The sequence below is a fragment of the Flavobacterium sp. KH_001 genome (assembly GCF_057840745.1).
In genome coordinates this window covers 1,454,081-1,479,375 of the sequence record NZ_CM174520.1, presented here as the reverse complement: position 1 = coordinate 1,479,375, position 25,295 = coordinate 1,454,081, and the positions used below count along the sequence as shown (strand labels likewise).

The 25,295-nt window shown below is 32.6% G+C and carries 23 protein-coding genes; 10 read left to right on the top strand and 13 right to left on the bottom strand.

From position 1 onward, the window contains the following. The first annotated feature begins 29 nt into the window (after positions 1–29). The 4 genes from AC3ITQ_RS06530 to AC3ITQ_RS06515 all read left to right on the top strand — a co-directional run bounded on the left by AC3ITQ_RS06530 (position 30) and on the right by AC3ITQ_RS06515 (position 4,932). On the top strand, positions 30–818 hold the full coding sequence (locus AC3ITQ_RS06530; protein ID WP_489237450.1) for a methyltransferase domain-containing protein: 789 nt from the start codon (positions 30–32) through the stop codon (positions 816–818). Positions 819–861: 43 nt separating this feature from the next. Then, on the top strand, positions 862–2,382 hold the full coding sequence (locus tag AC3ITQ_RS06525) for an alpha-isopropylmalate synthase regulatory domain-containing protein (protein WP_489237448.1): 1,521 nt from the start codon (positions 862–864) through the stop codon (positions 2,380–2,382). 214 nt (positions 2,383–2,596) lie between these two features. Next, on the top strand, positions 2,597–3,658 hold the full coding sequence (gene leuB / locus AC3ITQ_RS06520; RefSeq protein ID WP_489237446.1) for a 3-isopropylmalate dehydrogenase: 1,062 nt from the start codon (positions 2,597–2,599) through the stop codon (positions 3,656–3,658). 515 nt (positions 3,659–4,173) lie between these two features. Further along, complete coding sequence (locus AC3ITQ_RS06515) at positions 4,174–4,932, top strand: GLPGLI family protein (protein ID WP_489237444.1); 759 nt, start codon at positions 4,174–4,176, stop codon at positions 4,930–4,932. A gap of 126 nt (positions 4,933–5,058) precedes the next feature. Here AC3ITQ_RS06515 and rbp read toward each other — a convergent pair whose 3' ends face one another. Next, a complete protein-coding gene (rbp, locus tag AC3ITQ_RS06510; protein WP_072970243.1) occupies positions 5,059–5,415 on the bottom strand; it encodes an RNA-binding regulator in 357 nt (118 codons plus the stop codon). 134 nt (positions 5,416–5,549) lie between these two features. Then, complete coding sequence (locus AC3ITQ_RS06505) at positions 5,550–6,041, bottom strand: DUF6252 domain-containing protein (protein WP_489237442.1); 492 nt, start codon at positions 6,039–6,041, stop codon at positions 5,550–5,552. A 195-nt stretch (positions 6,042–6,236) separates the two neighbouring features. On the opposite strand from AC3ITQ_RS06505, the gene AC3ITQ_RS06500 reads away from it, so the two are divergent. The 3 genes from AC3ITQ_RS06500 to AC3ITQ_RS06490 all read left to right on the top strand — a co-directional run bounded on the left by AC3ITQ_RS06500 (position 6,237) and on the right by AC3ITQ_RS06490 (position 8,134). Continuing rightward, entirely contained in the window at positions 6,237–6,809 is a 573-nt protein-coding gene (locus AC3ITQ_RS06500; RefSeq protein WP_072970241.1) for a 30S ribosomal protein S16, read from the top strand. Positions 6,810–6,824: 15 nt separating this feature from the next. Beyond that, a complete protein-coding gene (rimM, locus tag AC3ITQ_RS06495; protein ID WP_026982649.1) occupies positions 6,825–7,349 on the top strand; it encodes a ribosome maturation factor RimM in 525 nt (174 codons plus the stop codon). A 77-nt stretch (positions 7,350–7,426) separates the two neighbouring features. Beyond that, on the top strand, positions 7,427–8,134 hold the full coding sequence (locus AC3ITQ_RS06490; protein WP_489237440.1) for a tRNA1(Val) (adenine(37)-N6)-methyltransferase: 708 nt from the start codon (positions 7,427–7,429) through the stop codon (positions 8,132–8,134). A 1-nt stretch (position 8,135) separates the two neighbouring features. On the opposite strand, the gene AC3ITQ_RS06485 is transcribed toward AC3ITQ_RS06490, so the two are convergent. The 8 genes from AC3ITQ_RS06485 to AC3ITQ_RS06450 form a co-directional block, all read right to left on the bottom strand. Beyond that, complete coding sequence (locus AC3ITQ_RS06485; protein ID WP_489237438.1) at positions 8,136–9,386, bottom strand: carboxypeptidase-like regulatory domain-containing protein; 1,251 nt, start codon at positions 9,384–9,386, stop codon at positions 8,136–8,138. A 30-nt stretch (positions 9,387–9,416) separates the two neighbouring features. Next, positions 9,417–9,800: a hypothetical protein gene (locus AC3ITQ_RS06480; RefSeq protein WP_489237436.1), complete on the bottom strand. Its 384-nt coding sequence runs from the start codon at positions 9,798–9,800 to the stop codon at positions 9,417–9,419. A gap of 22 nt (positions 9,801–9,822) precedes the next feature. Then, the gene (locus tag AC3ITQ_RS06475) at positions 9,823–11,475 is read right to left on the bottom strand and encodes a S41 family peptidase (protein ID WP_489237434.1); all 1,653 of its coding nucleotides are present in this window, start codon (positions 11,473–11,475) and stop codon (positions 9,823–9,825) included. Positions 11,476–11,518: 43 nt separating this feature from the next. Further along, positions 11,519–12,808 (bottom strand): HlyD family secretion protein, encoded by a 1,290-nt coding sequence (locus AC3ITQ_RS06470; RefSeq protein ID WP_489237432.1) that lies wholly within the window; start codon positions 12,806–12,808, stop codon positions 11,519–11,521. 2 nt (positions 12,809–12,810) lie between these two features. Next, the gene (locus AC3ITQ_RS06465; RefSeq protein WP_489237430.1) at positions 12,811–15,003 is read right to left on the bottom strand and encodes a peptidase domain-containing ABC transporter; all 2,193 of its coding nucleotides are present in this window, start codon (positions 15,001–15,003) and stop codon (positions 12,811–12,813) included. A gap of 925 nt (positions 15,004–15,928) precedes the next feature. After that, on the bottom strand, positions 15,929–16,120 hold the full coding sequence (locus tag AC3ITQ_RS06460; RefSeq protein ID WP_194656195.1) for a hypothetical protein: 192 nt from the start codon (positions 16,118–16,120) through the stop codon (positions 15,929–15,931). Positions 16,121–16,143: 23 nt separating this feature from the next. Further along, complete coding sequence (locus AC3ITQ_RS06455; RefSeq protein WP_194656196.1) at positions 16,144–16,314, bottom strand: hypothetical protein; 171 nt, start codon at positions 16,312–16,314, stop codon at positions 16,144–16,146. Positions 16,315–16,377: 63 nt separating this feature from the next. Further along, positions 16,378–17,934 (bottom strand): vitamin K epoxide reductase family protein, encoded by a 1,557-nt coding sequence (locus AC3ITQ_RS06450; RefSeq protein WP_489237427.1) that lies wholly within the window; start codon positions 17,932–17,934, stop codon positions 16,378–16,380. 260 nt (positions 17,935–18,194) lie between these two features. Here AC3ITQ_RS06450 and AC3ITQ_RS06445 point away from each other — a divergent pair, with 260 nt between their 5' ends. Further along, the gene (locus tag AC3ITQ_RS06445) at positions 18,195–18,341 is read left to right on the top strand and encodes an rSAM-modified peptide (protein ID WP_489237426.1); all 147 of its coding nucleotides are present in this window, start codon (positions 18,195–18,197) and stop codon (positions 18,339–18,341) included. Positions 18,342–18,598: 257 nt separating this feature from the next. On the opposite strand, the gene AC3ITQ_RS06440 is transcribed toward AC3ITQ_RS06445, so the two are convergent. Genes AC3ITQ_RS06440 through AC3ITQ_RS06430 form a run of 3 tightly spaced genes read right to left on the bottom strand, consistent with a single transcriptional unit; the run spans position 18,599 to position 23,066 of the window. Then, on the bottom strand, positions 18,599–19,906 hold the full coding sequence (locus AC3ITQ_RS06440) for a tetratricopeptide repeat protein (RefSeq protein WP_489237424.1): 1,308 nt from the start codon (positions 19,904–19,906) through the stop codon (positions 18,599–18,601). Between the two features lie 17 nt (positions 19,907–19,923). Continuing rightward, entirely contained in the window at positions 19,924–21,267 is a 1,344-nt protein-coding gene (locus AC3ITQ_RS06435; RefSeq protein WP_489237422.1) for a tetratricopeptide repeat protein, read from the bottom strand. A 47-nt stretch (positions 21,268–21,314) separates the two neighbouring features. Beyond that, positions 21,315–23,066, bottom strand: coding sequence for a helix-turn-helix domain-containing protein (locus AC3ITQ_RS06430; RefSeq protein WP_489237421.1), 1,752 nt, complete (start codon positions 23,064–23,066; stop codon positions 21,315–21,317). Positions 23,067–23,230: 164 nt separating this feature from the next. On the opposite strand from AC3ITQ_RS06430, the gene AC3ITQ_RS06425 reads away from it, so the two are divergent. Both AC3ITQ_RS06425 and AC3ITQ_RS06420 read left to right on the top strand, forming a co-directional pair. Next, the gene (locus AC3ITQ_RS06425; protein WP_072970231.1) at positions 23,231–24,409 is read left to right on the top strand and encodes an acyl-CoA dehydrogenase family protein; all 1,179 of its coding nucleotides are present in this window, start codon (positions 23,231–23,233) and stop codon (positions 24,407–24,409) included. Between the two features lie 87 nt (positions 24,410–24,496). Continuing rightward, positions 24,497–25,279 carry a DUF3050 domain-containing protein gene (locus AC3ITQ_RS06420; RefSeq protein WP_072970230.1) on the top strand — a complete coding sequence of 261 codons (783 nt, stop codon included), beginning with the start codon at positions 24,497–24,499 and terminating at the stop codon, positions 25,277–25,279. The last annotated feature ends 16 nt before the right edge of the window (positions 25,280–25,295 follow it).

The following is a 25,295-nucleotide window of genomic DNA, read 5'->3' as shown; positions in this document are numbered from 1 at the left end:
ATAAGTTTTAAAAATAATCCTATTTGTAAATGAAAGGCAATAAACATATTGAAAGAGACGAAAATGCAACGAAAATATTCAACGATAGAAATTTAGCCAAAGATTACCGAAATCTGACTCAGATTTTACAACCTGGAATAACCGTATTGGATATCGGCTGCGGAACAGGTTCGATTTCAAAGGATATTGCAAATAGCATTGGTTCTAATGGAAAAGTTATCGGGATCGACAATACAGAAAGTTTCATCAAAAGTGGTCAGGAATATTATCAATCAGTTACTAATTTAGAATTAATTGCTGTTGATTTATTTGATTACAACACAGGTATAAAATTCGACTTAATTGTTTCCGCCAGGACATTACAATGGTTAAGCAATCCGAAAGAAGCTTTGATAAAAATGAAATCATTATTGAAGCCAAACGGTCAAATATCAATTCTGGATTATGATCACAGCAATTTAATCTGGAATCCGCTGCCTCCGGAAAGCATGCAGGAGTTTTATAGCACTTTTTTAAAATGGAGAGCCGATGCCGGAATGAATAATAAAATTGCCGAAGATCTGCCTCAATTATTACAAGAAGTAGGTTTTCATTCTATTGAAAAAATAAATTCAGATGAAGTTTACAATGAGGGAGATGCTGGTTTTAAATCGAAAATAGGAATTTGGTCTAAAGTTGCAGGTTCTAAACAAATGGTCGAAGAGGGCTATCTGGAAGAAGAATTAAGACTGAAGGCAATCGAGGAATATAATAATTGGATAGAAACCTCAGCACTTTCAATGACGATGAAGTTAAATGAAGTGAGAGGAAAACTATAAAAACAACTATAATTTCACTTTTAAAGAAATATAGACAATCAATATGGAAAAAAGAAAAATTGAAATAATGGATACGACACTTCGTGATGGTGAACAAACCTCAGGAGTATCATTTTCTGCTGCAGAAAAATTAACCATTGCACAATTGTTGTTGGAGGAATTAAATATTGACAGAATCGAAATCGCATCTGCCCGCGTAAGCGAAGGAGAATTTCAAGCTGTAAAAGGCATCACTACCTGGGCTGAAGAACGAGGATATATAAACAGAATCGAAGTACTTTCGTTTGTAGATGGTGGAGTTTCGATTGAATGGATGAAAAAAGCGGGTGCCAAAGTGCAAAATTTATTAACCAAAGGTTCAATGAATCACTTAACGCATCAATTAAAAAAAACTCCGGAACAACACTTTTCAGAAATTGCACAAATCATCGCTTTAGCGAAAGAAAATAATATTGAAACCAATGTTTATTTAGAAGACTGGAGCAACGGAATGCGAAATTCTCCTGATTATGTTTTTCAATTTCTGGATTTCTTATCCACTCAGCCCGTTAAAAGAATATTACTTCCGGACACTTTAGGCGTTTTAATTCCGTCCCTAACTTTCGAATTTCTTTCAAAAATAAGAGTTCGATATCCTCAAATTCATTTTGATTTTCACGCACACAACGACTACGATTTAAGCATCGCCAATGTTATGGAAGCTGTAAAAGCCGGCATAAACGGACTTCACGTAACCGTAAACGGAATGGGAGAACGAGCAGGAAATGCACCGCTCGAAAGTACTGTTGCTGTTATAAATGATTATTTACCAGAAGTTAGCATCAATATCAAAGAAACCTCTTTATATTCTGTGAGCAAACTGGTAGAAACTTTTACCGGCTATAGAATTCCTGCCAATAAACCAATTGTGGGCGATAACGTTTTTACGCAAACTGCCGGAATTCACGCTGACGGGGACAATAAAAACAATTTATATTTTAATGATTTGCTTCCGGAACGTTTCGGAAGAAAACGAAAATATGCTTTAGGAAAAACTTCGGGAAAAGCCAATATCGAAAAAAATCTTCAGGAATTAGGTTTGAAATTAAATCAGGAAGATCTGAAATTAGTTACCCAAAGAATCATCGAATTAGGCGATAAAAAAGAAACCGTTACCAAAGAAGATTTGCCATACATTATTTCTGATGTTCTGGACAGTCATACGTACGAAGAGAAAATTACAATCGAATCTTATATATTAGTACATTCAAAAGGAATGCGTCCGTCAACGACTTTATGCCTGAAAATTGACGGCGAAGTAATTGAAGAACACGCTCAGGGAGATGGTCAATTTGATGCTTTTATGAATGCGCTTGGCAAAATTTACAAAAGCAAAAAACTAACCCTCCCAAAATTGATTGATTACGCAGTGAGAATTCCACCAGGGAGTAGTTCTGATGCTTTATGCGAAACAATCATTACCTGGGTAAACAACGAAAAAGAATTTAAAACAAGAGGATTAGATTCAGATCAAACGGTTGCAGCGATTATTGCGACACAAAAGATGCTGAATGTGATTGCTTAATTTAAGGGACTAAGATGCTAAGAGACTAAGGTTCTGAGGTAAAAAACTTAGAGACTTAGCTTACACACTTAGAGCCTAGAACTAAATACAAGTAACAATTCACTAATAAAAAACTTAGAACCTTAAAAAAAATTATAAATAAAGATCCTGACAAGCTAAGAAAAAAACTTAGAACCTTAGCAACTCAGAACCTTAGAACCTTAAAATAAAAAAAATGAAATTTAACATAGCCCTTTTAGCCGGAGACGGAATCGGACCAGAAGTAATTAATGAAGCTGTAAAAGTATCTGATGCTATTGCAAAAAAATTCAATCACGAAATAACATGGACACCAGCTTTAACCGGAGCTTGTGCAATTGATGCCGTTGGAGTTCCTTATCCTGATGAAACACACGAGGTTTGCATGAAAGCTGATGCTGTTTTGTTTGGGGCAATTGGTCACCCAAAATACGATAACGATCCAAGCGCACCAGTTCGTCCCGAGCAGGGATTATTATTGATGCGTAAAAAATTAGGATTGTTCGCTAACGTACGTCCAACATTTACTTTTCCTTCTTTAATTGATAATTCTCCTTTAAAAAGAGAAAGAATTGAAGGAACTGATTTGGTTTTCTTAAGAGAATTAACCGGTGGAATCTACTTTGGAGAAAAAGGAAGAAAAGACAACGGAGAAACTGCTTTTGACAACTGTGTTTACACAAGAGCTGAAGTACAACGTTTAGCAAAAAAAGGTTTCGAATTGGCGATGACAAGAAGCAAAAAACTATGTTGTGTTGATAAAGCAAACGTTTTGGAAACTTCACGTTTATGGAGAGAAACGGTTCAGGCAATGGAAAAAGATTATCCTGAAGTTACTGTTTCTTACGAATTCGTTGATGCTGTTGCAATGCGTTTGGTTCAATGGCCAAACTCTTACGACGTTTTAATTACTGAAAACTTATTCGGAGATATTTTGACAGATGAAGCTTCTGTAATTTCAGGTTCTATGGGATTAATGCCTTCTGCTTCTGTTGGAGAACACACTTCATTATACGAACCAATCCACGGATCTTATCCTCAGGCTACAGGACTGAATATTGCTAACCCATTAGCGACTATTTTATCTGCAGCAATGATGTTCGAAGATGCTTTTGGATTAAAAGACGAAGCTGAAGCCATTAGAGCAGTCGTAAATAAATCATTAGAACAAGGAATTGTTACTGAAGATTTAGCGGCAAAAGGATCAAAAGCTTACAAAACCAGCGAAGTTGGAGACTGGCTTGTAGCAAACTTATAGTTAATTTTTGTTTCAGGTTTCAGGTTTCAGATTTGTTGAAACGTGAAACCTGAGACTTATAGTTAACTTTTGTTTCAGGTTTCAAGTTTCAAGTTATTTTTGGAACGTGAAACTTGAAACCTGAAACAATTTTAAACAATAAAAAAGGGATCAACTTACGTTGATCCCTTTTTTATTTCAACTCATGAGCCAGCGCAGGTTGGGTAATATTTTCCCCTCAAGGAGTTTTTTAATTTTAAATCCTATCAATATAAAAGACGCTTTTATTCTTAATAATTAAGAACGAATATGTTTTATTCTTGTAGGAATATAATGTAAGCTAAATAAATTATATCTTTGGTTTACAATTTAGTTATCCCTGATTTTAAAACTTTTTCTGTAAAAAAAATAGCTTTTAGTATCGTCACCCTTATTGGCTTTAGCATCGTTTAAACAGCAAATAATGTTAAAGAAAAAAAACCAAAAAAAGAAACAAGACGCCTGGTAAAAAACTCACGGATTTTATTAATTTATTTATGAAAAAACACATTTTACTATTCACAATTTTTATTACAACACTCTGCACTGGGCAATTAAAATACGGTTCAGTTCAGTACGGAAAAATAACCAACAAAGAAAATACTTTATCAAAAGATTCTCCTGTATATAGAAACGTAAATGAATGGATTACCAAACTTAATACAGAAGCCGACAAGGTTGAATACACTTTGAATTTTACTACTGAAGAAGCCTACTTTTATGCAAATCCAATTTTAATTGACGATGATGGTATTACTTTTTCCCTGGCAGCTAGTATTGGCCGTGGAAAAATAAAATATTATCAGAATAAAATTACCAATGAAAATCGCGATTATAAAGACAGTCAACGTACAGGAAAAGTCATTATAAAAAATGATGAAAAACAAGATTGGACTATACTAAACGAAAACAAAAAAATTGATGGTTATACTTGTTTTAAAGCTACCATTCCATACCTGATTGATGAGGATGGCAGAGCAAAGGAAAATGTCTTTTTTACCGCCTGGTTTTCACCAGAAATTCCAATTTCATTTGGACCAGTTGGTTACGGAGGGTTGCCTGGCTTAATTCTGGAATTACAAACTGACAAATCAACATTTTTTGTAAAAAATATAAATTTATCTCTGGATAAAATTCCCGAAATAGATAAATTAACATCACCAAAAGCAATCACTTTAGAAACTTATTTGGAGATGGTCCGTGGAACTTATACAAAAGAACAATCAAAGGGCATAGACGAGTTAGGATCTAAATAATAAAAAAGCAGCGCGTCTTCAGCTTGTGTTAGACGCAACTGCTGTGCGTCTCTACAGAACAAAATTACCACAAAAAAAAAAGGGATCAACTTTCGTTGATCCCTTTTATATATTTAGAAAAAAATATTAATATCCTCCTCTACCACCACGGTCATTTCCACCACGGTTGTTTCCTCCACCATAACCTCCGCGTGAATCTCCACCACGGCTGTTATTATTGAAGCTTCTTCTTTCACCTTCAGGTTTCGGTTCAGATTTATTAACCACAATTGCACGACCTTGAACAGTAGCTCCGTTCAATTCATCAATTGCTTTTTGAGCTTCAGCATCGTTTGGCATCTCAACAAAACCAAAACCTTTGCTTCTTCCTGTAAATTTATCAGTAATGATTTTAACTGAATCTACTGCTCCGTAAGCCTCGAAAGACTCTCTTAAATCTGCTTCCTCAATACTGAATGGAAGGCTTCCAACAAAAATGTTCATATGTACTTATTTATAATAATGTAGCAAATGTAGTCTTATTTTTCCGTAATCTACTATATATTAGTTTATTTATGTTTTTATTTTGATTTAAAAAAACAAAAACCAATAAAACCAATCTGTCACAAATTAAAAAACTAATTTGCAAGGAAGTTAGTTGTCGGCGAAACAGGAACTTTATAAAAAACACCTTCTGTAAAAATAACTTTAGGGTTCTCAGCATCGGTTTCATCCTTATTAAGAGCGGTAAATTTAAATGTTCCTGAAATTGTATTTGTTTCACTATTAAATTCTGTAACTACAATCTGACCATTACCTTTATTTACACCTGTACTAAATTCCTCTAATTGTCCTGGAAAAGTATTTGAATAAGATGCCATTGCAACATCGTCTATTCCAAGAACGTATGTTTGCACTGCAGGAGATGGTATTTGTAAAATCACTTTTTCATAACCTAAAGTTCCTTCAATAACCATACTTCCATTTGTTCCTGAATTTGCTATATATCCATTAGATCTCCAAAAAACGTTGTCTTTTAAGCCCTGAAAGGCTGGATTATTGAATTTTATGTCCTCGGTACAAGATGAGAGGATAAAAAGAACTGATAAAAAATAAAAGATTTTTTTCATATAGAATGAATTTGCTGCAAAAGTACCTTATTTGAAATAAATATTTAAAAATTGGATCTTAAAACCGTCTAAAAATGATAAAAATTCACCTTAAATATATTTAATACTGTTTGGAACGCATAATTCACAAAAAAATTATATCTTTGCGCCCTTAATTAACAGAGGTCGAGTACCTCAAAATTTAATCATAAGATTATGTCAGTAAAAATTAGATTACAAAGACACGGTAAAAAAGGAAAACCTTTTTACTGGGTTGTAGCTGCAGATGCACGCTCAAAAAGAGATGGTAAATACTTAGAGAAAATCGGTACTTACAATCCAAACACTAACCCTGCAACTGTTGAATTAAACCTTGACAGCGCTGTAAAATGGTTACACAATGGTGCACAACCAACTGATACTGCTAGAGCAATTCTTTCTTACAAAGGTGCTTTATTGAAACACCACCTTGATGGAGGTATTCGTAAAGGTGCTTTAACTCAAGAGCAAGCTGATGCTAAATTAGCTGCTTGGTTAGAAGCTAAAGCTGGTAAAGTTGATGCTAAAAAAGACGGTTTAACAAAAGCGCAAGCTGATGCTAAAGCTAAAGCTTTTAAAGCAGAACAAGAAGTTAATGCTAAACGTTTAGCTGCTGCAGCTCAGGCTGAAGCTGATGCTATCGCTGCTGCAACTCCTGCAGTTGAAGAAGAAGTGGCTGAAGTAGAAGCAGAAGCTGCTACTGAAGAAGCTCCTGCTGCTGAAGAAAATAACGAAACAACTGAAGCATAATTTTAGCTAGCGAGAATGCGTAAAGAAGAATGTTTTTATTTAGGTAAAATCGCTAAAAAATTTAGTTTCAAAGGTGAAGTTCTGGCTTATTTAGACACGGACGAACCTGAGTTATACGAAAATCTGGAATCAGTGTTTGTTGAATGCAACAAACACTTGGTTCCTTTTTTTATTGAAAAAAGTTCTTTACACAAAAATGATTTTCTTAGAATTCGTTTTGAAGATATGAATACCGAAGAAGATGCAGATGCTATTATGGGCAATGCTATTTACCTTCCTTTAAGTATGTTGCCAAAACTTTCCGGCAACAAATTTTATTTCCACGAAGTTATTGGTTTTGAAATCGAAGACCAGCGTTTAGGTGTTTTTGGAAAAATCGTTGCTGTAAACGATACTACAGCACAACCTCTTTTTGAAGTTTTAAATGGAGAAGTCGAAATGTTAATTCCGATGATCGATCATTTTCTTGTAAAAATTGACCGCGAGAATAAAAAAGTTATTATGAACTTGCCAGAAGGGCTTGTTGAAATGTATCTTTAAAAAAGTGATCAATTTACAGTTTTAAGTATTCAGTTTTCTTCTGAATCAAAAATCTTTAATCTACAATTATAACAGATATGTTCCAATTCAAACAGTTTTCAATTAATCAAGATCGCTGTGCTATGAAAGTCGGAACTGATGGTGTTTTACTTGGTGCCTGGGCTCCTATAAACCACAATCCTTTTAGCATATTAGATGTTGGTGCAGGAACAGGAATTATCGCCTTGATGCTTGCCCAGCGAACTCATGCGGAACAAATTGATGCTCTTGAAATTGACGAGAATGCATACGAACAAGCAGTAGATAATTTCGAAAATTCGCCTTGGGGGGATCGTTTATTTTGTTTTCATGCCGGCTTAGATGAATTTATTGAAGAGCCTGAAGACGAATACGATTTGATTGTTTCGAATCCGCCTTTTTATGCTGAAGATTACAAAACAGAAAGTGAACAGCGTGATTTAGCCCGCTTTCAGGATGCAATGCCTTTTGAAGAACTGGTAGAAGCAGCCGATTTATTACTTTCAGAACATGGAATATTCGCTCTAATTATTCCTTTCAAAGAAGAAGAAAAATTTATCGCTTTGGCAAAAGAATCCGAATTATATCCAGTCAAAATTACGCGTGTAAAAGGAACTCCAAAATCTGAAATCAAGCGTAGTTTATTGGCTTTTAGCCGAAATGAAAATCCTGAAATTGAAATCGATGAATTAATTATCGAAATTGACAGACACGTTTATACTCCTGAATATATTGAATTGACAAAGGAGTTTTATCTGAAGATGTAAACTAAAATTCCATCTTTTTATTCTCCGGCATTAGATTACTGTTTTTCCAATATTCCGGATCTTCTTTTAATTTTACACCTAACTTTAAACGATCAATTGGACGTTTTATAGCGACCAGTTCTTCCGTTTTGATATCCTCAGACATTAGATCGTAAACAGAATTTATAACATATAACTGCTTTTTATCTTTTATTGAAAAATAACTACTTTCAACTTTTTCATTACAATAATTAATAAAATATTTACCATTGACATCCTTATACGTTTGCGTAATTTTCAATGAAGATTGTATTGTAATGTCGTCATTATCGTTCGACCTTTCATCCTTTAAAATAACATACTGCTCAAACTTTACAACCGCAAAAGATTCCGTTTCTATATAAATAAATCCATTTGCTGTATTAGCCTCAGGATTTCCAAAACCGGTTGAAAAAACATCAGGGTCTAAATTTGTAAAACGTATTACATAAACTCTCTTGCCATTGTAGATTGTTGTCCCTTCTTTCTTTAGTTCAAAAGCATTCGTTTCGTAAAGGACATTTTGGTTACTCAACAATATATTCCTAAAAACTACAACCCCAAAGTACCCTACTCCTTTCCAGTTATCAGTATCTTGCGAATTTTCATTCTTTCGGAATTGTTCTATTTCGCCAAAATAATTCTTGACAGGATCGTCAGAAACCTTAATTCCATTTGCACTGAAGGTACTTAAAGATGCTTCCTCATTTACCACAAAAAGCCCATCTCTGGCTGTTTGTGCTCTAAAAAAGAATCTCTGATTAAACGGCTTTTGATAATAATTCGCACTCAGGTTTTCTCTTGCTTTCGTTAAAATAGCATTTGCAGATAATGCTTTTGACTTATTTTTGGATGAAACAACTATCTTATCATCCAACGAAACCTCAGCATTATTTTCCTTTTTCAACTCAATTGACAGGGTTTTATTTTTCAGTTTTTCAAGTTCAGAAACCAAAATCGTATCAGAGTAATATCCCAGGGCAGAAATAATTAATTTATCATTAAAACTAATTTTTGGAACGCTAAACTGAAAACTCCCATCTTCATTTGCAACTACGCTTTTATTGCAATTAAGAAGATATAAATCAGCATGAGCGACTACGGTATTTGATTTTGAATCTTTTATATTACCCGTAATTTTAAAAGAATCATAATCGTTTTCACGATTTTGAGCATACAAAATAGTCTGTGCTAACAGAACAATTAAAGCAATCCATTTTTTACTTTTCCACATATTTTTTGAATACAATTATAACTATTTGTTTTACTCCTTTTGAAAACACAATCCTCTAGTAAATTCCATTCCGTTAGGGTTTTCTTCATTAAAATAAGTGATTGACAAAGTCACACAGTCTTCATCTGTATAAGTTATTTCAGAAACACTTCTGTCTCCAACTTTAATATATTCTGAGCCGAAATTTTTAATACAAACTTTTTCCAATTTACAATCGCTAAACCATTTTACACTCCAAACTGTTTGTAATTTCCCATCCATATAACAATCTTCAACAGCATCTTTTCGAATACTATATTCATTAGGAAAAGCAGAAGCTGCAAATTTTCCATTTTTAAATTTACTGCAGTCTAATCTTTGCGAATAGGCAAAAGAACCTATAAGGCAAAAGACGAAAACGATTATTATTTTCATGCTATTTTTATAATGGCGATTATTACTTTCCGTTTTTAGCAAAAAGAATTGCTCGGTCCAAAACCTCATCTTTTCCTTGCTGAATACCTAAAATGGTAGGCTTCACTTCGATATCGGGAACAATTCCAATGCGTTGGGTTTCTTTTTTATTGGGATAAAAAACGCCATAACAAGTAAACGAAGTATAAAATCCTTTAATGATCGGAAATCCATAATTTGCTCCATCTGCACCTCCTGTCTGACTTCCTATCACTTTAACTTTTGGAGCAGTTTGCAAACTCATCGCATTAAATTCTGCGTGGCTCACAGCTTTTTCATTTACCAAAACAATTACTTTTCCTTTGTAATATTCTGGATTGTTTTTACCACACTTTAGAATTTCATTTCTCCACAAATAACGTCCTGGATAACTTACATCTGGATCTAAGAATTTAACAAACTCCTTAGGTTCAGAATTTAGCCAGTCCGAAATAGCAAACATAACATCATTCGGACGTTCACGATTATCAAAAATAATAGCATTTGTATTATTAAGTGCAGAGATCAAAGCAGGGACATCACTTTCTTCTAATGCATCATAATTAACATAGCCAACATTATCCTCTAAAATTTTCCATTTTTCTCTATCTGGAAACTGAATTTTTAAGTCTTGATATTTATAACGATTTATGGATTTAATCGTCGTTTTCCCATCACGGAGAAACTCTACTTCAACAGCAGGTGTTTTTCCATTAAAGATTGTCCAATAGGCATTCTTTAGGACAGACGGTTCATTTGATCCTTCAACATATTTTCTATTTTCTTTTAAAAGTTCAGCAATAGTTTTTCCTTCAACTTTCGTAATTACATCACCTATTTTTAAATCACTTACTTTTGCCAATGAATCATTTTTTAAACTAATGATTACTGCCTTTTCATCAATAATTTTGACATCCGCAGGGATAAATTTATCTCCAAAATAATCAAACAATTGAGACATCTGGGTTGATGCATGCGTATCATTTAATTTTATAGAAATTTCACGCATTGCCAAAACAAAATCTTTCTCAGATTCAGGAGCATAAAATCTAGGAAGCATCGTATTTAATACTTTATCCCAGTTTTCATCCATTTGATATTTGTAAGGGAAAAAGTATTCTATATAATTCCAATATCTGAACAATGCCAAAAGACGCAAATTTTTATTTGTCCATTTAAAATCTGTGTACTTAATTTCATTATTAAACTGCAACGGCACTTTCCCAGTATTCAATTCGAAATCAACATAATATTGCTTTACCTGAATTCTGTTTTCTTCAATAAATTTTAATTTTTTTGAAAGTGATTTAGAGAATAAATCATTTTTTGAAAACCATGACAAATCAAAGTTTTTATCAAAATATTCCTTTTTTGAAGTAGGTGTCGAAATTTTATATGCTTTTACTTCGCCTAAAGATGTTATCCAATTTTCGATCACTAACGAAAAAGCTTCGGCAGTTTGTGCTTCTTCTACTTTTGGCAAAATTTGAAACAATTGTTCGTCCCAATTTTTACTTCCATCCGCCACATTTGGATGATAATACTTTAGAAAGCCCCAAACTTTGCAGGTAGCAGCGAGTTTTTGAGTTTCGGTAATTGGTTTTGAAAATGCATTTTGAAATAATAAAACAAGGACAAGAAGTAATGTTTTCTTCATTAGAAAAAAATGGTTAGGTTAATTATTTAGGTTTGGGTTAATTTTAAACTTGTTCAAATATACTCTTAAATTGATATAAAATTCTTTCAATTAATCGTAAATCTTCAGTAACAATTTCAGCACTTCCTTTCATTTCCTGCTGAAATACAATTTGCTTATTGTAAGAAGTCTGTAATCCGTCTGGAAGCGCAACATCTAAAAGCAGATTTCCATCTTTATCCGGAACCAGAGATATATTCTGAATTTTGCCTCTTAGGACTCCGAATTCCCTATCTGGAAAATTGGCCAATCTGATATTCACTTTTTGACCTACTTTTATTTTGCCTGAATTTAGTGCCGGAGCTTTTACCTTTCCTATGAAACCATTCTTTGCATCAGGAATAATAGAAAAGACATTATCGCCAACATTTATAGTTTGACTTTCATTCCAGACCTGCAAAAAAGTAACTACACCGCTAATTGATGATTTTAGTGTATAAGCCAGTTCCCAATCTTTTATTACTTTTTTAAGCTGATAAAATGATTGTGCCATGTTTCGACCCAGATTAACTTCCTCTTTAGTGCCACTTATCTGCGAATTCCGGCTCAGTTTTGTGTTATCTATCAAAGAGGACCTTAATTGAGAAATCGACGTTAATAAGCTCTTATAATTCTTTTGTGCCTGCAGGTAGCCTAGTTTTTTAGCTTCCATTTCCTGAGCGGAAATAATTCCTTTATTAAACAGCGTTTCAAAACGGGCAATTTCATTTTTCTGAAGCTGCAATTCACTTTCATTAAGTACTTTTTGCTGTTGCAGAATATCCAGTCTTTCCTTAATCTGAACTTTTTCAGAAATCTGCGCTCTGTTTTCGACTTCAAAAGGCTGTAAATTTTCATTTAGTTTGTCTGCCTCATAATCTTTTTGGAAAACAGCAAAAGCACTTTCAATTTCCCCTAATTGACTATTTTTTAAAACAGCAAACGGAAATGCTTTTTTTGGATCGTTGATATTATAATTTTCAACTATGCTTTTTAATAAAAAAACGTCTTTATAATTTGCAGTGTTTTCAATAATGGCCAGTGTAGTACCCTTTGAAACTATAGCTCTGTTTTTCACCAAAATGGCTTCAATTCTGCCCGATGATTTTGACACAATTTTTTCTGGTGGAATATTGGTTGTGATAACAATCTCCGTGTTTACAACGTCCGGATATTTTATAAACCACGAAACAAAAAAGAGCATAAAAATAATGGCAAATATCAGGACCGTTCCCCATCGGATCATCCAATGTGGCACTTTGGTCAGGATGTCCTGAACCTCTTCACTTCTTAATTCGAATGTATCTTCTGCCATAATTAATTTCCTAACTGCAATTGATTTTTAACCAACTCAAAATAATTTCCTTTTTGTTCTACCAATGCTGAATGGTTTCCAATTTCGATAATTTTTCCTTTATCTAAAACCACAATCTGATCTGCATTTATTACGGTACTCAATCTGTGCGCAATTACGATCACTGTTTTGTTTTTGAAAAATACATCCAGTTTTTGCATAATTGCTTTTTCATTATTAGCATCCAAAGCTGATGTTGCTTCGTCAAAAAATAATATTTCCGGATTTTTATAAACCGCTCTTGCAATGAGTAAACGTTGTTTTTGTCCGGTACTCATTCCCACTCCTTCTGCTCCAATTTTTGTATTGTATCCCAATGGCAGCCCACTGATGTATTCTTTTATATTAGCCACATCAGCTGCATATACTAAACGTTCTTTATCAATTTTATCAACTCCAAAAGCAATATTATTGGCGATCGTATCACTAAAAATAAAACCTTCCTGCATTACGGCGCCAATATTCGATCGCCAGGCTTTTTGTGAAATATTTTTTAGCTGGGCATTTCCAATATTTATTTCTCCTTTTTCGGGATCGTAAAACTTTAGAAGCAATTTCATCAGGGTCGTTTTACCACTTCCGCTCACGCCTACAATCGCTGTTACTTTATTAGCCGGAATTACCAAATTCAAATCATTCAAAACAGGAATATCTGATCCTAAATAGCGATATGAAACATCTTTCAACGTAATATCACAATCAACCGGAACTTCATTTGTCTGATGGACTTCCTGTTGTATTTCATCTTCTTTTTCATGAATTTCAGATAACCTTGCCAACGATATTTTGGCATCCTGCAATTCCCTTACAAATTCTATAAGCTGTGTTATTGGCCCGTTTAAGCTTCCTACGATAGAGCTAATGGCCAGCATCATTCCGAGTGTAATAGAACCATCGATAACCAATTTAGCCGAAAGAAATATGATGAAAATATTTTTTAATTCATTAATAAAAGAAGAACCGATAGTTTGGGTTTGTTCTAAAATTAATCCTTTTATCGAAACCCTGAAAAGCCTGGCTTGTACATATTCCCAACCCCAGCGTTTTTGTTTTTCGGCATTATGCAACTTGATTTCCTGCATGCCATTTATAAGCTCCATTACCTTGCTTTGTTCTTGGGACACTTCTGCAAAACGTTTGTAGTCTAATATTTCCCTTCTTTTCAGAAACAAAGTAATCCATCCAAAATACAATAAACTTCCTGTAAAAAATACGAGGAATATCTTTAGGTTAAAATAAGCCAGAACAGCGCCCAAAACAACCATATTAATAGCTGAGAATAAAACATTTAAAGATGATGTAGTCAGAATTCTCTCGATACGACGATGGTCATTAATCCGTTGCATGATATCACTTGTCATTCGGACATCAAAAAATGAAATCGGGAGATTCATCAGTTTAATAAAGAAATCTGAAATAAGCGAGATATTGATTCGGGTAGAAAGATGAAGTAATATCCAGCTTCTTATCAATTCTAAACCTGTTTTTCCCGCAAAAACAAATAACTGTGCAAAAAGAATCAAATAAATAAAACGAAGATTTTGATTCTGTATACCAACGTCAACAATACTTTGGGTTAAAAATGGTGAGATAAGCATCAATAAACTACTAGCAACCAAACCAATACTTAACTGAGTCAGAAAAGATTTGTAGCGCAATACATATTGTGACAACAACTTAAAACCTAATCCTTTATTTTCTTCCTTATCAAAGTCAGACTGAAAGAATTTTGGTGCTGCTTCCATTAACAATGCAATTCCTTCTTTAGTAGCGTTATCTGCATTATTTCCAATCCAGAATTTTATAAAATCCTCTTTATTGTATTCAATCAGTCCAAAAGCGGGATCTGAAATATAAAAAGTATTTTTCCTGATTTTATAGAGAACAACATAATGGTTTTTATTCCAATGCAAAATACATGGCAAAGGCGCCTCTTCTAATCTCTCTAAATTTAATTTTACCCCTAGAGTCCTAAACCCAATTTTCTCTGCAGCATCGCTTAAAAAAAGCAAATTACTCCCCTCACGAGTTGTTTCGCTAATATCTCGTAAATCCTGAATGTTGATTGTTTTTCCGTAATGTTTGGCAATAATTTTCAAACAGGTTGGTCCACAATCTTTAAAATCGGCTTGTTTGTAATTGGTAAATTTTTTCAATTTATAATTAATTTATTCAGGAGCAATTTAACATTATATTTTTTGATTTTATAGTAAAAAAAAACAGAGAAGAAATAAATCCACTCTGTTAAGTATCTAAAAAATAAAAAAATAGCGATACAATTTTTTCTCTAGGACATGGCACTGGCTAACCCTAACCAAATAAAATTAACACAGCGACCAATTTCCTGAGAATCCCGACACCAATCATCAATGTTGGGATATTTGCTCAATGTTCCACGACCGAGCGCCTACAAATTCAAAAAAAAACATGACTAAATTTCTGATAAGGTTTTATACTACAATTGTTTGCAATCCAAAAACTAAAAGTTCAAATTCTTATTATTTTAATTTATACCAGAATTTAAAAAAAACTGGTATAAATTATATAATTAACCAATAAGACTAGTTAAGCACGCATCGTCCTTCGGTGCTATCATCACCATATACACAATGACTTCCTTTTTTACATGGAAAGTCCTCAGAACATGCAATACCACCTTTAATAGATTGTTGTTGTTCTCTAGATAATTCTTGAGCTCCTTCTAAATTTAAAATGTTTTTTAACATAATGTACCAGCTTTGAAATTTTGGGTTATTACTCCAATCGTTTAGAGACATTTGAAGCTTCTGTCTATTCATAACATAATAACAAATTTGAATTTACTCTTAAATTCAAGGATCTATATTATTTAAAAACAATGTCTAACAAAAAGCAATACAACCTTTCTCTAGGACATGGCACTGGCTAACCCTAACCAAATAAAATTAACACAGCGACCAATTTCCTGAGAATCCCGACACCAATCATCAATGTTGGGATATTTGCTCAATGTTCCACGATCGAGCGCCTACAAATTCAAAAAAAAACATGACTAAATTTCTGATAAGGCTTTATATTGTATACTTGCAAAAAAAATTAAAATCAACAGCATAGACGACTTGTATCGCAAATACCCGGCATTTTATCTACAGGGCACGGTTCGCCAACTGGCACTAAAACACATCCCGCTTCTATCGCATAAATCCAACATTCAGGAATTCCTCCTTTTATTGTCTTTTGCTCACTTTTACTTATATGCTGAGCATTTTTTAGATTTAAAATTTTCTTTAACATGGCTGTTATGTTTTAATTTTGAATCAATTTAATTGCCACAACTCTCTTCGATCAGAATACGATGTACAATCTTCTTCATTAATCCAGGCCTCGCATCTTGGAGATGCTTCTTTAACATTGTTAGCAATAATCATTTTTTGCTCATTTGCTGTTAATTCCTGAGTTCCTTCAAGGTTTAGAATATTCTTTAACATAAGTTCTAAGTTTTAGGCTCCAATCGTTTTAAGACATTTGAAGATTCTGTCTGCTTTCTCCTGTTAGGCGATTTTTTCGAGAATCTCAACATCTTCTACATAATCGTTTAGAAAATATTTCAGCTCGTTTAGCTCATATTCGTTCGGAAATAATCTTTCATTTACAATTTTAACCGGTGTATAATTAAAATTATTTTTCGAACACCATTCATACTGTTTATTAATCTCCTGATTAATCATCATACTTACTGATTCAACATGCCATTTTTTAAGCCATTTTTTAAGACTCATCTTCTTAATATGCCAGTCTGAAATAGCTTCAACCGTTTTTCCTGGTGTAGATCTGTTTATGGTCAATAATCTTTCTACAACCGCTTTATAAGGATTATCTGTATTTTCCGGGTTGATATTAAATAAGACTTTTAAAAATATTCTATCCGGAAATTTCAAAACCAAATCGAATGCTTCCTGAAATGTGGTATTGCATAGACCACAACTTGGACTGATAATTACAGACAGTTTTACTGCTGCATTTCTATTACCAAAATTCAGACCTCTTAAATCATCAAATCCATTTGTATTTATAACTTTTCGAGACAGGAAATTTAATAGTGAATAATTTCTTTTGAATTTTTTAAGCTCTTTAAGTGAGTTATCACTTTTGAGCATGTTTTTAATCATTGGTTTTGCAATAAGCCACATTGGCACAAGAAGAGCCAAAGAAAATAAAAATGGAAACATACTCTCAAATGCAAAAGTCAATGTAAAAAAGTCTGATGCAAACCATATAGCACTTTGCGTAAAAATTAAGAACGAAACTACGAGGCACATTACACACCATTTTTGAATCTCAAATTTCTGAATCCAAATAGATGATACTATAACGGGAATAGCGAGCAAACTTAAAAATCCGATAAATATTGCTGAATCAAAAGGCTTCACTAAAATTGCAATCAAACTTGAACCGAAAAAAATAAGAGGTAAATCTGAAAAATTAAGCAATTTGTTTTCAGTTCCTTCATTAGCATTAATAACAGAATTACATGAAGAATTTGAACTCAGATTGCAAAACTTCGAGATCATCGTATTTTTAAAACCTAATTTCTCCTGTACAATAAGTATACTAACAATAAGTCCTAATATAGATGTTGTTAAAAAAGCAAGACTAAACAAGCTATACGTATTATAAAAAAACGACAAGCCCACTAAAAGAAAAAGAGGGAGAGAATATTTTAACCAATTAAATTCTACTTTTAGATTTTCTCTTGCGATTACATTATTTGGTTCGATCGCTACAATTACGCCATTCCAATCTAAAAGGAATTTTTCGTAAGCCATTTTATGTGGTCCTTTTTTCTCGGTTGTAACACGAACATCATTTTTAGCTTTTTCTACTAAAATAAGTTCGTCCTGAAAATAAGCTAAAAAATTTGCCGGCAAATCTACGATCTGCTCTTTCGGAACTCTTATTGCTGCGTTTTCTATTGATAAAAGATCTAACGAATCTGTTATCGCAAATAAACTTGGATAATTTGGATGAGAAAGAAACAAATCCTTAAACTCATTTTTTATCTCTGAGTATCTATTTATCTGTAGAAATTTTTGGACAAGTTTTAACATCTTTTCGGATCGTTTAAAATCATAATTACACTACAAAGATTAGTGTTTTTATCCAGAATAAAACGCTGAAGGCACACATTTTATCAATTATACTACATACAATTTATAAATTATATCAGTCTTATTGACAGATATAATGTGTTGATTATTAATTAATTACAATCAAAAGTGTTTCGCAAAAACTTGCAAAAGCCTATTCTCGATGAAGCGTTTTCCTTTTTGTCTAGTTTTGATATACACTAATTCTAACACACAATATCATGGCAAATATGAAATTAAAATTCGAAGATTTTGAGGCAGAGAAATTATCTAAAAACCAACAAAAAACGGTTCGAGGAGGAGATGATGTAGAGAACCCGCCAACTGACCCTAACCAACCTGGAAAAGGTGGTGGTACCCATGGTTAATGTAAAACTTACCCATACACTTAATCTAAATTACAAAATAAATTATATCGCAAATTCAGTTGGAATCCAGCTGAATTTGCGATATAATTTTATAAAAAAGATTAAAAATGATTGTTTAATCACTATATTTTTTGTCAATACACTGTTCAACAGTGAAATTTAAACATAAGCTTAGTTTATACATTAAATTGATTTTTCTTTTGTTGTATTTATTGGTTTTAGCATAAACGATTTCCTCACACGGCTACTCAGGTTCATCATTTTACCTGACCATTAGCAAATAGTTCGACCATTTTTTTACGCATTTTCTTTTTATCTCTTATGTTCTTAATCAGAAAAAAAACGGTTCCCATAAATAGAAAGACATAAAAACCATTAATAAATCTTGACAAAAAAAGATCTTCTTTATACTTTTTATCAATAGAGAGCATTTCGGCTGTAAGATTATCTTCTCCTTGTTTATAATTTACTTTTACTCTTTCTTCATTCAATTTTCCTTCAAGTTTATCAAAAAGATCCAAATAAATTTTGGAATGCTTATGAGCAAGTTCAGGCATATTCAGCTTATTGTAAATTCTTGCCTGATAGTAATTAGATCTTAAATAAGAGATTTCATTTGAATGGTGTAAAACTTGAAGTGAATCCGTTTTTTTAAAAAAGGGCAATGCTTTGTAATATTTCCCATTTGATTGAAAAAGATCTCCTAGATTATAATAAGCGGAGCTTAATAAATCAAGCTGTTTATTTTTTAGCGCCAGATTTACAACCTCAAAATATATTCTCTCTGCGTTTTTGTACTCATTTCTCCAACTCGCAATATTTCCTAAACTTAACTTGGAAGTTGCTTCGGTATAAGGAAAGTTACCAGAATATTCAATTGCCTTTTTATAAAAATATTCAGAAGAATCTAATAGTTTCATTCTTCGTTTATCAATATAATACGCTTCATAAGCACTTCCCAGACCAAGATATACATTACTTCTTCTATTTAAAAGTTCTGCACTAGTAAACAGATTTTCATTTTTATCTACAAAATCAATAATTTCTCTGTCGTTTTTGATTGCTAATTGGTAATTCCCAACAGATTCATTGAGCAATGCAATATTGGCCTTAAATTTTACAATTTGTTTAATATCTCCTAGTTGCGACGAAACTTTAATTCCCGATTGAAATATTTCCAATGCAGCCGCATGATTTCCTCTGTACCATTCTGCTAATCCTCCATTATTATAAACATCGGCTGTAACACGTTTTTTCTCTTTAGAGTCTGGCATTTTGGCTAAATAACTAAGTGCTAACTTGTATTTTTCTTTAGATTTTTCCGTTTCACCTTTCGATTGCAGCAAACTAGCCATTGCCCCATTGGCAAAAGCCAAATGTTCATAATTACTGGACTTTGCCATTTGCTCGGCATAGACCAGGGAACGATCAACAGAGGCGTTAAAGTAAAGGCGAATTTTATCCTTCAATATTTCATAATCATCTTCTATTAAAGTATTCTTCTGTTGAGAAAATGTAATAGTAAAGACAAAGAAGAAGAAGAAGAAACAATAAATTCGCTTCATAAAATTTATTTTGAAAATTAATCTTCTGTTTTATTACTCATTTCCACCTTTTCCGTTTTAGATTCTTCAATTAAACCGATCATACTTTTGTGGGCTATTTTTTTATTCTTTATGTTTTTGATCAGAAAAAATACAATTCCAAGAAATAAAAGCACATAAATTCCAACAAGTATTCTACTCCAAAAAAGATCTCTTTTATATTTTCTCTCAATAGAAAGCATTTCACCAGTTAACTTACCTGTACCCTGCTTATAGTTTACCTCTAAAGCTTCTTTGCTCATTTTAGCTTCGAATTTCTCATAATTGTCCAAATAAATCTTAGAGTGTTTATAAGCTAAATCTGGTTCTTTTAGAATAGTATAAATTTTGGCCTGATAAAAATTAGATTTTAAATAATCAATTGTATTTAGTGTATTACCCGAAATTTCTGCGATGGAATCAGACTTCTTATAAAAGACCAATGCTTTCTTATATCTTTTAGTTGAATAGTAAACATCGGCTAAATTGTAATTAGCAATCGATAATGAATTCATTTCATTATTTCTCTGTGCCAACGAAACAACATCAAAATACATTTTTTCAGCATTCTTAAAATCGCTTTTCCAGCTGTAAACATTTCCTAAACTCAATTTTGCAGATATTTTATTTTGGGTAAAATTTTCGGAATAAACAACTGTTTCCTTATAATAATATTCTGCAGAATCAAGTAAGTATCTTTTATTTAAATTTTTCATGAAGTAACTTTCATAAGCACTCCCTAGTCCTCTATTAAAATTACTTTTCTGATTCAATAATTCTACGTTAGTAAATATATCTTCATTTTCATTAATAAAGTTAATCAGATACTTTAGGTTTTTTATAGATAACTTATAATTCCCTATTGCTTCATTTAATATTGCAATATTCCCTCTAATCTTTACAACCTGTTTTACATCAGCTATTTGATCAGCATATTTCAAAGCAAATTGATATTTTTCAAAAGCTTTACCATAATTACCTCTATTTGCTTCTGCTATCGCTCCATAATTATAAACATATGACTTCATTTGTATCTTACTGCGGGAATCCTGCATTTTATCAAGATAATAAAGTGCGGCTTTGTATCTTTTCTGCGATTCTTTCATATTACCTTTTGCCTGAAAGAAAACAGTCATAGCAGCATTTGCAAATGCTAAATGTTCGTAATTAGTAGATTTCGCCATTTGTTCGGCATACGGCATGGCACGATCAACAGAACTATTAAAATAAAATCGGATTTTACTCTGTAATATTTCGTAATCATCCTCAATCAGCGTATTTTTCTGCTGAGAAAAAGCCAAATTGAAAACAAAAAAAGACAACAAACATACGATTGGTCTCATTAAATTTGTTTTTGAAAGAATAGAGGCAATCCGGAACATCAACGAAACTAAATATTACTGGCAAATTGAGCCGGAGATACACCAGTCCTTTTACGGAAAGATTTTGCAAAAGATACTGCATTCTTAAATCCTACACTTTCGGCAATAGCCTGCGTAGAATATTTCCTATACATGTGATTGGTAATCATTTCGTTGATTACATAATTAATTTTTAGTTCATTGGAGTATTCACCAAAAGATTTACCAAATCGCTTATTCACAACATAAGATAAATAAGTTGTATTTGTTTTTATTTTTTTTGCAACATAAGGCAATGTAAAATCAGCATTCAAATATTCATGTTTACTTTCAAGTGCTAATAATTTTTCAACTATTTTATTCTCTTTAGCCTCATCAATACTTAAATTAACATTCTCCTTTTTAAGCTGAATTTCTTCATGTTCAAATATTGTTTCTTCTTCTGCAATTTCTAATTCAGGATTATTTCTCTTTTCAATATTTGCTTTAAATTCCTCAATCAAAGCATTCATTTTCTTGTTAGCTTTATTTTTATCTCTTATATTTTTAATCAATAAAAAAACAATTCCAATAAACATTAATACATAAAAAACTTTTAGCCCCCTATTTAAAAAAACGTCATTTTTATATTTTTTCTCAATTGAGACCATTTCATTTGTAAGATCTCCTACGCCTTGCTTATAATTTACTTCTAAAGCCTGTTCGGTTAATTTTGCTTCAAGAGGTTCGTAATTATCCAAATAAATCTTAGAATGCTTATAGGCCAGATCTGGTCGTTTAAGAATATTATAAATTTTAGCCTGATAATAATTAGACTTTAAATAATCTATATCGTTTGTTTTTGTAATTGCCGCAATTGAATCACACTTTTTAAAAAAGACTAATGCTTTATCATATTTTTTAGTGGTGTAATAAATATCTCCTAAATTGTAATTTGCTGTACATAATATACTTGTCATATTATTTTGTTGTGCCAAAAAAATAACATCATAATAGGTTTTCTCGGCACTTTTAAAATCGTTTTTCCAATTGTATACATTTCCCAAACTCAGTTGTGCAGAAACTTTATTGTCTGCAAAACTTTGAGAATAATTGATTGTTTTTTTATAATAGTACTCTGCAGAATCAAGCAAATATTTTTTACTTAAATTTTTCATGAAGTAGCTTTCATAAGCAGTCCCCAAACCACGATTGTTATTGCTTTTATAATTCAGCAATTCTTCTTTGGTAAAAACACCTTCATTTTGATCGACAAATTCATTAAGATATTTTAGATTTTTAATCGTTAACTGGTAATTACCAACCGCTTCATTAAGTAAAGCAATATTAGCTTTAAGCTTAACCATTTGTTTGATATCTCCTATTTGAGTTGAAAACTTTAAACCTTGTTGATAATCTTCAAGTGCTTTACTAAAATTTCCTCTATTAAATTCTGCTATACCTCCATAATTGTAAACATACGACTTCATCTGAGCCTGTTCTCTGGAGTCTTCTATCTTTTCAAGGTAGTAAATTGCTTTTTTATATCTTTTCTCTGACTCTTTTGTATTACCCTTCACCTGAAAAAAAACAGTCATAGTACCATTTGCAAAGGCAAGATGTTTATTATTATTAGATTTCTCTAGTTGGTAGGCGTATACAAGGGCACTGTCGACATTTGCATTAAAATGAAGTCGAATTTTAGCTTGCAACGCTAAATACTCCTGTTCGCTAATTTGTTTTTTTTGAGCAAAACCAATATTAAGAACAAAAAGTAGTAAAAAAGAGATGATTAGCCTCATTTATGTGTTTTTGGATTTCAAAAATAACGCTTAAATTTTCAATAAACTAAAATTAATTTGGTATAATCCTGTTAATTTTGTTACGAAATTAAAAAAATATAACAATTTATCATTGTTTTGTTATATTTTTATTGCGTAAATTTGTTTTAGTAAAACTATCAAAAATGAAACCAGATTTATTTCAAGCTCCAGATTATTACAACCTTGACGATCTATTGACGGACGAACACAAATTGGTTCGCGAGTCTGCACGTGCATGGGTTAAAAGAGAAGTTTCTCCAATTATAGAAGAGTACGCTCAAAAGGCCGAATTTCCTAAACAAATTATAAAAGGACTTGGAGAAATTGGTGGCTTCGGACCTTATATTCCACATGAATACGGTGGTGCAGGATTAGACCAGATTTCGTATGGTTTGATTATGCAGGAAATTGAACGTGGTGATTCTGGTGTACGATCAACTTCATCAGTTCAATCGTCTTTGGTAATGTATCCTATCTGGAAATACGGAAACGAAGAACAGCGAATGAAGTATCTGCCAAAACTTGCAACAGGAGAATTCATGGGCTGTTTCGGTTTAACCGAACCTGACCACGGTTCTGACCCCGGAAGCATGATTACCAATTTTAAAGATATGGGAGATCATTATCTTTTAAATGGTGCTAAAATGTGGATTTCAAATGCTCCGTTTGCTGATATTGCCATTGTTTGGGCTAAAGATGAAACCGGAAGAATTCACGGTTTAATCGTTGAACGCGGAATGGAAGGTTTTACAACTCCCGAAACACATAATAAATGGTCGCTTCGTGCGTCATCAACCGGTGAATTAATTTTTGATAATGTAAAAGTTCCAAAAGAAAATTTATTACCAAATAAATCAGGATTAGGAGCACCGCTTGGCTGTTTAGATTCTGCCCGATACGGTATCGCATGGGGCGCAATTGGTGCTGCAATGGACTGTTACGATACTGCTTTGCGTTATGCTAAAGAAAGAATTCAATTTGGAAAACCAATTGGAGGAACTCAGTTGCAACAGAAAAAATTAGCCGAAATGATTACCGAAATCACAAAAGCGCAATTATTAACCTGGCGTTTAGGAGTTTTGAGAAACGAAGGAAAAGCGACAACTGCTCAGATTTCGATGGCAAAACGTAATAATGTTGATATGGCGATTCATATTGCCCGTGAAGCCAGACAAATGTTGGGTGGAATGGGAATTACAGGCGAATATTCGATTATGCGACACATGATGAACCTTGAAAGTGTTATTACTTATGAAGGTACTCACGACATCCATTTATTGATTACCGGTATGGATGTAACTGGAATTCCAGCATTTAAATAATAAACATTTATTAAATTATATACAAAAACAATACTAAAAGCTTCTTCTAACCGAGAAGCTTTTTATCTTTGCACAAAAATTCCAAAAATGAATATTGAAACTATAAACAATAGCATTCAACCTCAAAAAGAGCAACTTTTACAACATTCTTTATACAACAAAATCCAAAGCATTGATGATTTACATATTTTCTTAGAAAATCACGTATTTGCTGTTTGGGATTTTATGTCATTATTAAAAGCTTTACAAGCCAAACTTACCTGTACCACAACACCTTGGTTTGCTACAAAAAATCCTGAAACAAGATATTTGATCAACGAAATTGTTCTTGCCGAAGAAACTGATTTAACGATTGACGGAAGAAGACAAAGTCATTACGAAATGTATCTTGAAGCAATGGAAGATTGTGGTGCTGACACTACTGGAATCAATAAATTTTTATCAGAAGTACATTCTCTCCATAATATTTTTGTGGCCATAAAACAAAGCTCTTTACATCCGGATGTAAAAGCTTTTTTAGATTTTACCTTCAGAGTTATTGAACAAGGGAAACCACATGAAATTGCTGCTGCTTTTACTTTTGGTAGAGAAGATTTAATTCCGAGTATGTTCACTGCGATCTTAAAAAACTTTCAAAAAAATCTGCCAGAAACTGATCTAAGCAAACTGTTATATTACTTTGAACGACATATAGAATTGGATGCAGATGAGCACGGACCAATGGCAATGCAGATGATCACAGATTTATGTGAAGATGATGCACAAAAATGGAAAGAAGTGGAAGAAATATCCATTCTTGCTCTGGAAAAAAGAATCGGTCTTTGGAATGCCATTGAAGAAGAAATCGTGATGAAAGCAGAAATGGTATAAAAACCAAATCACTATA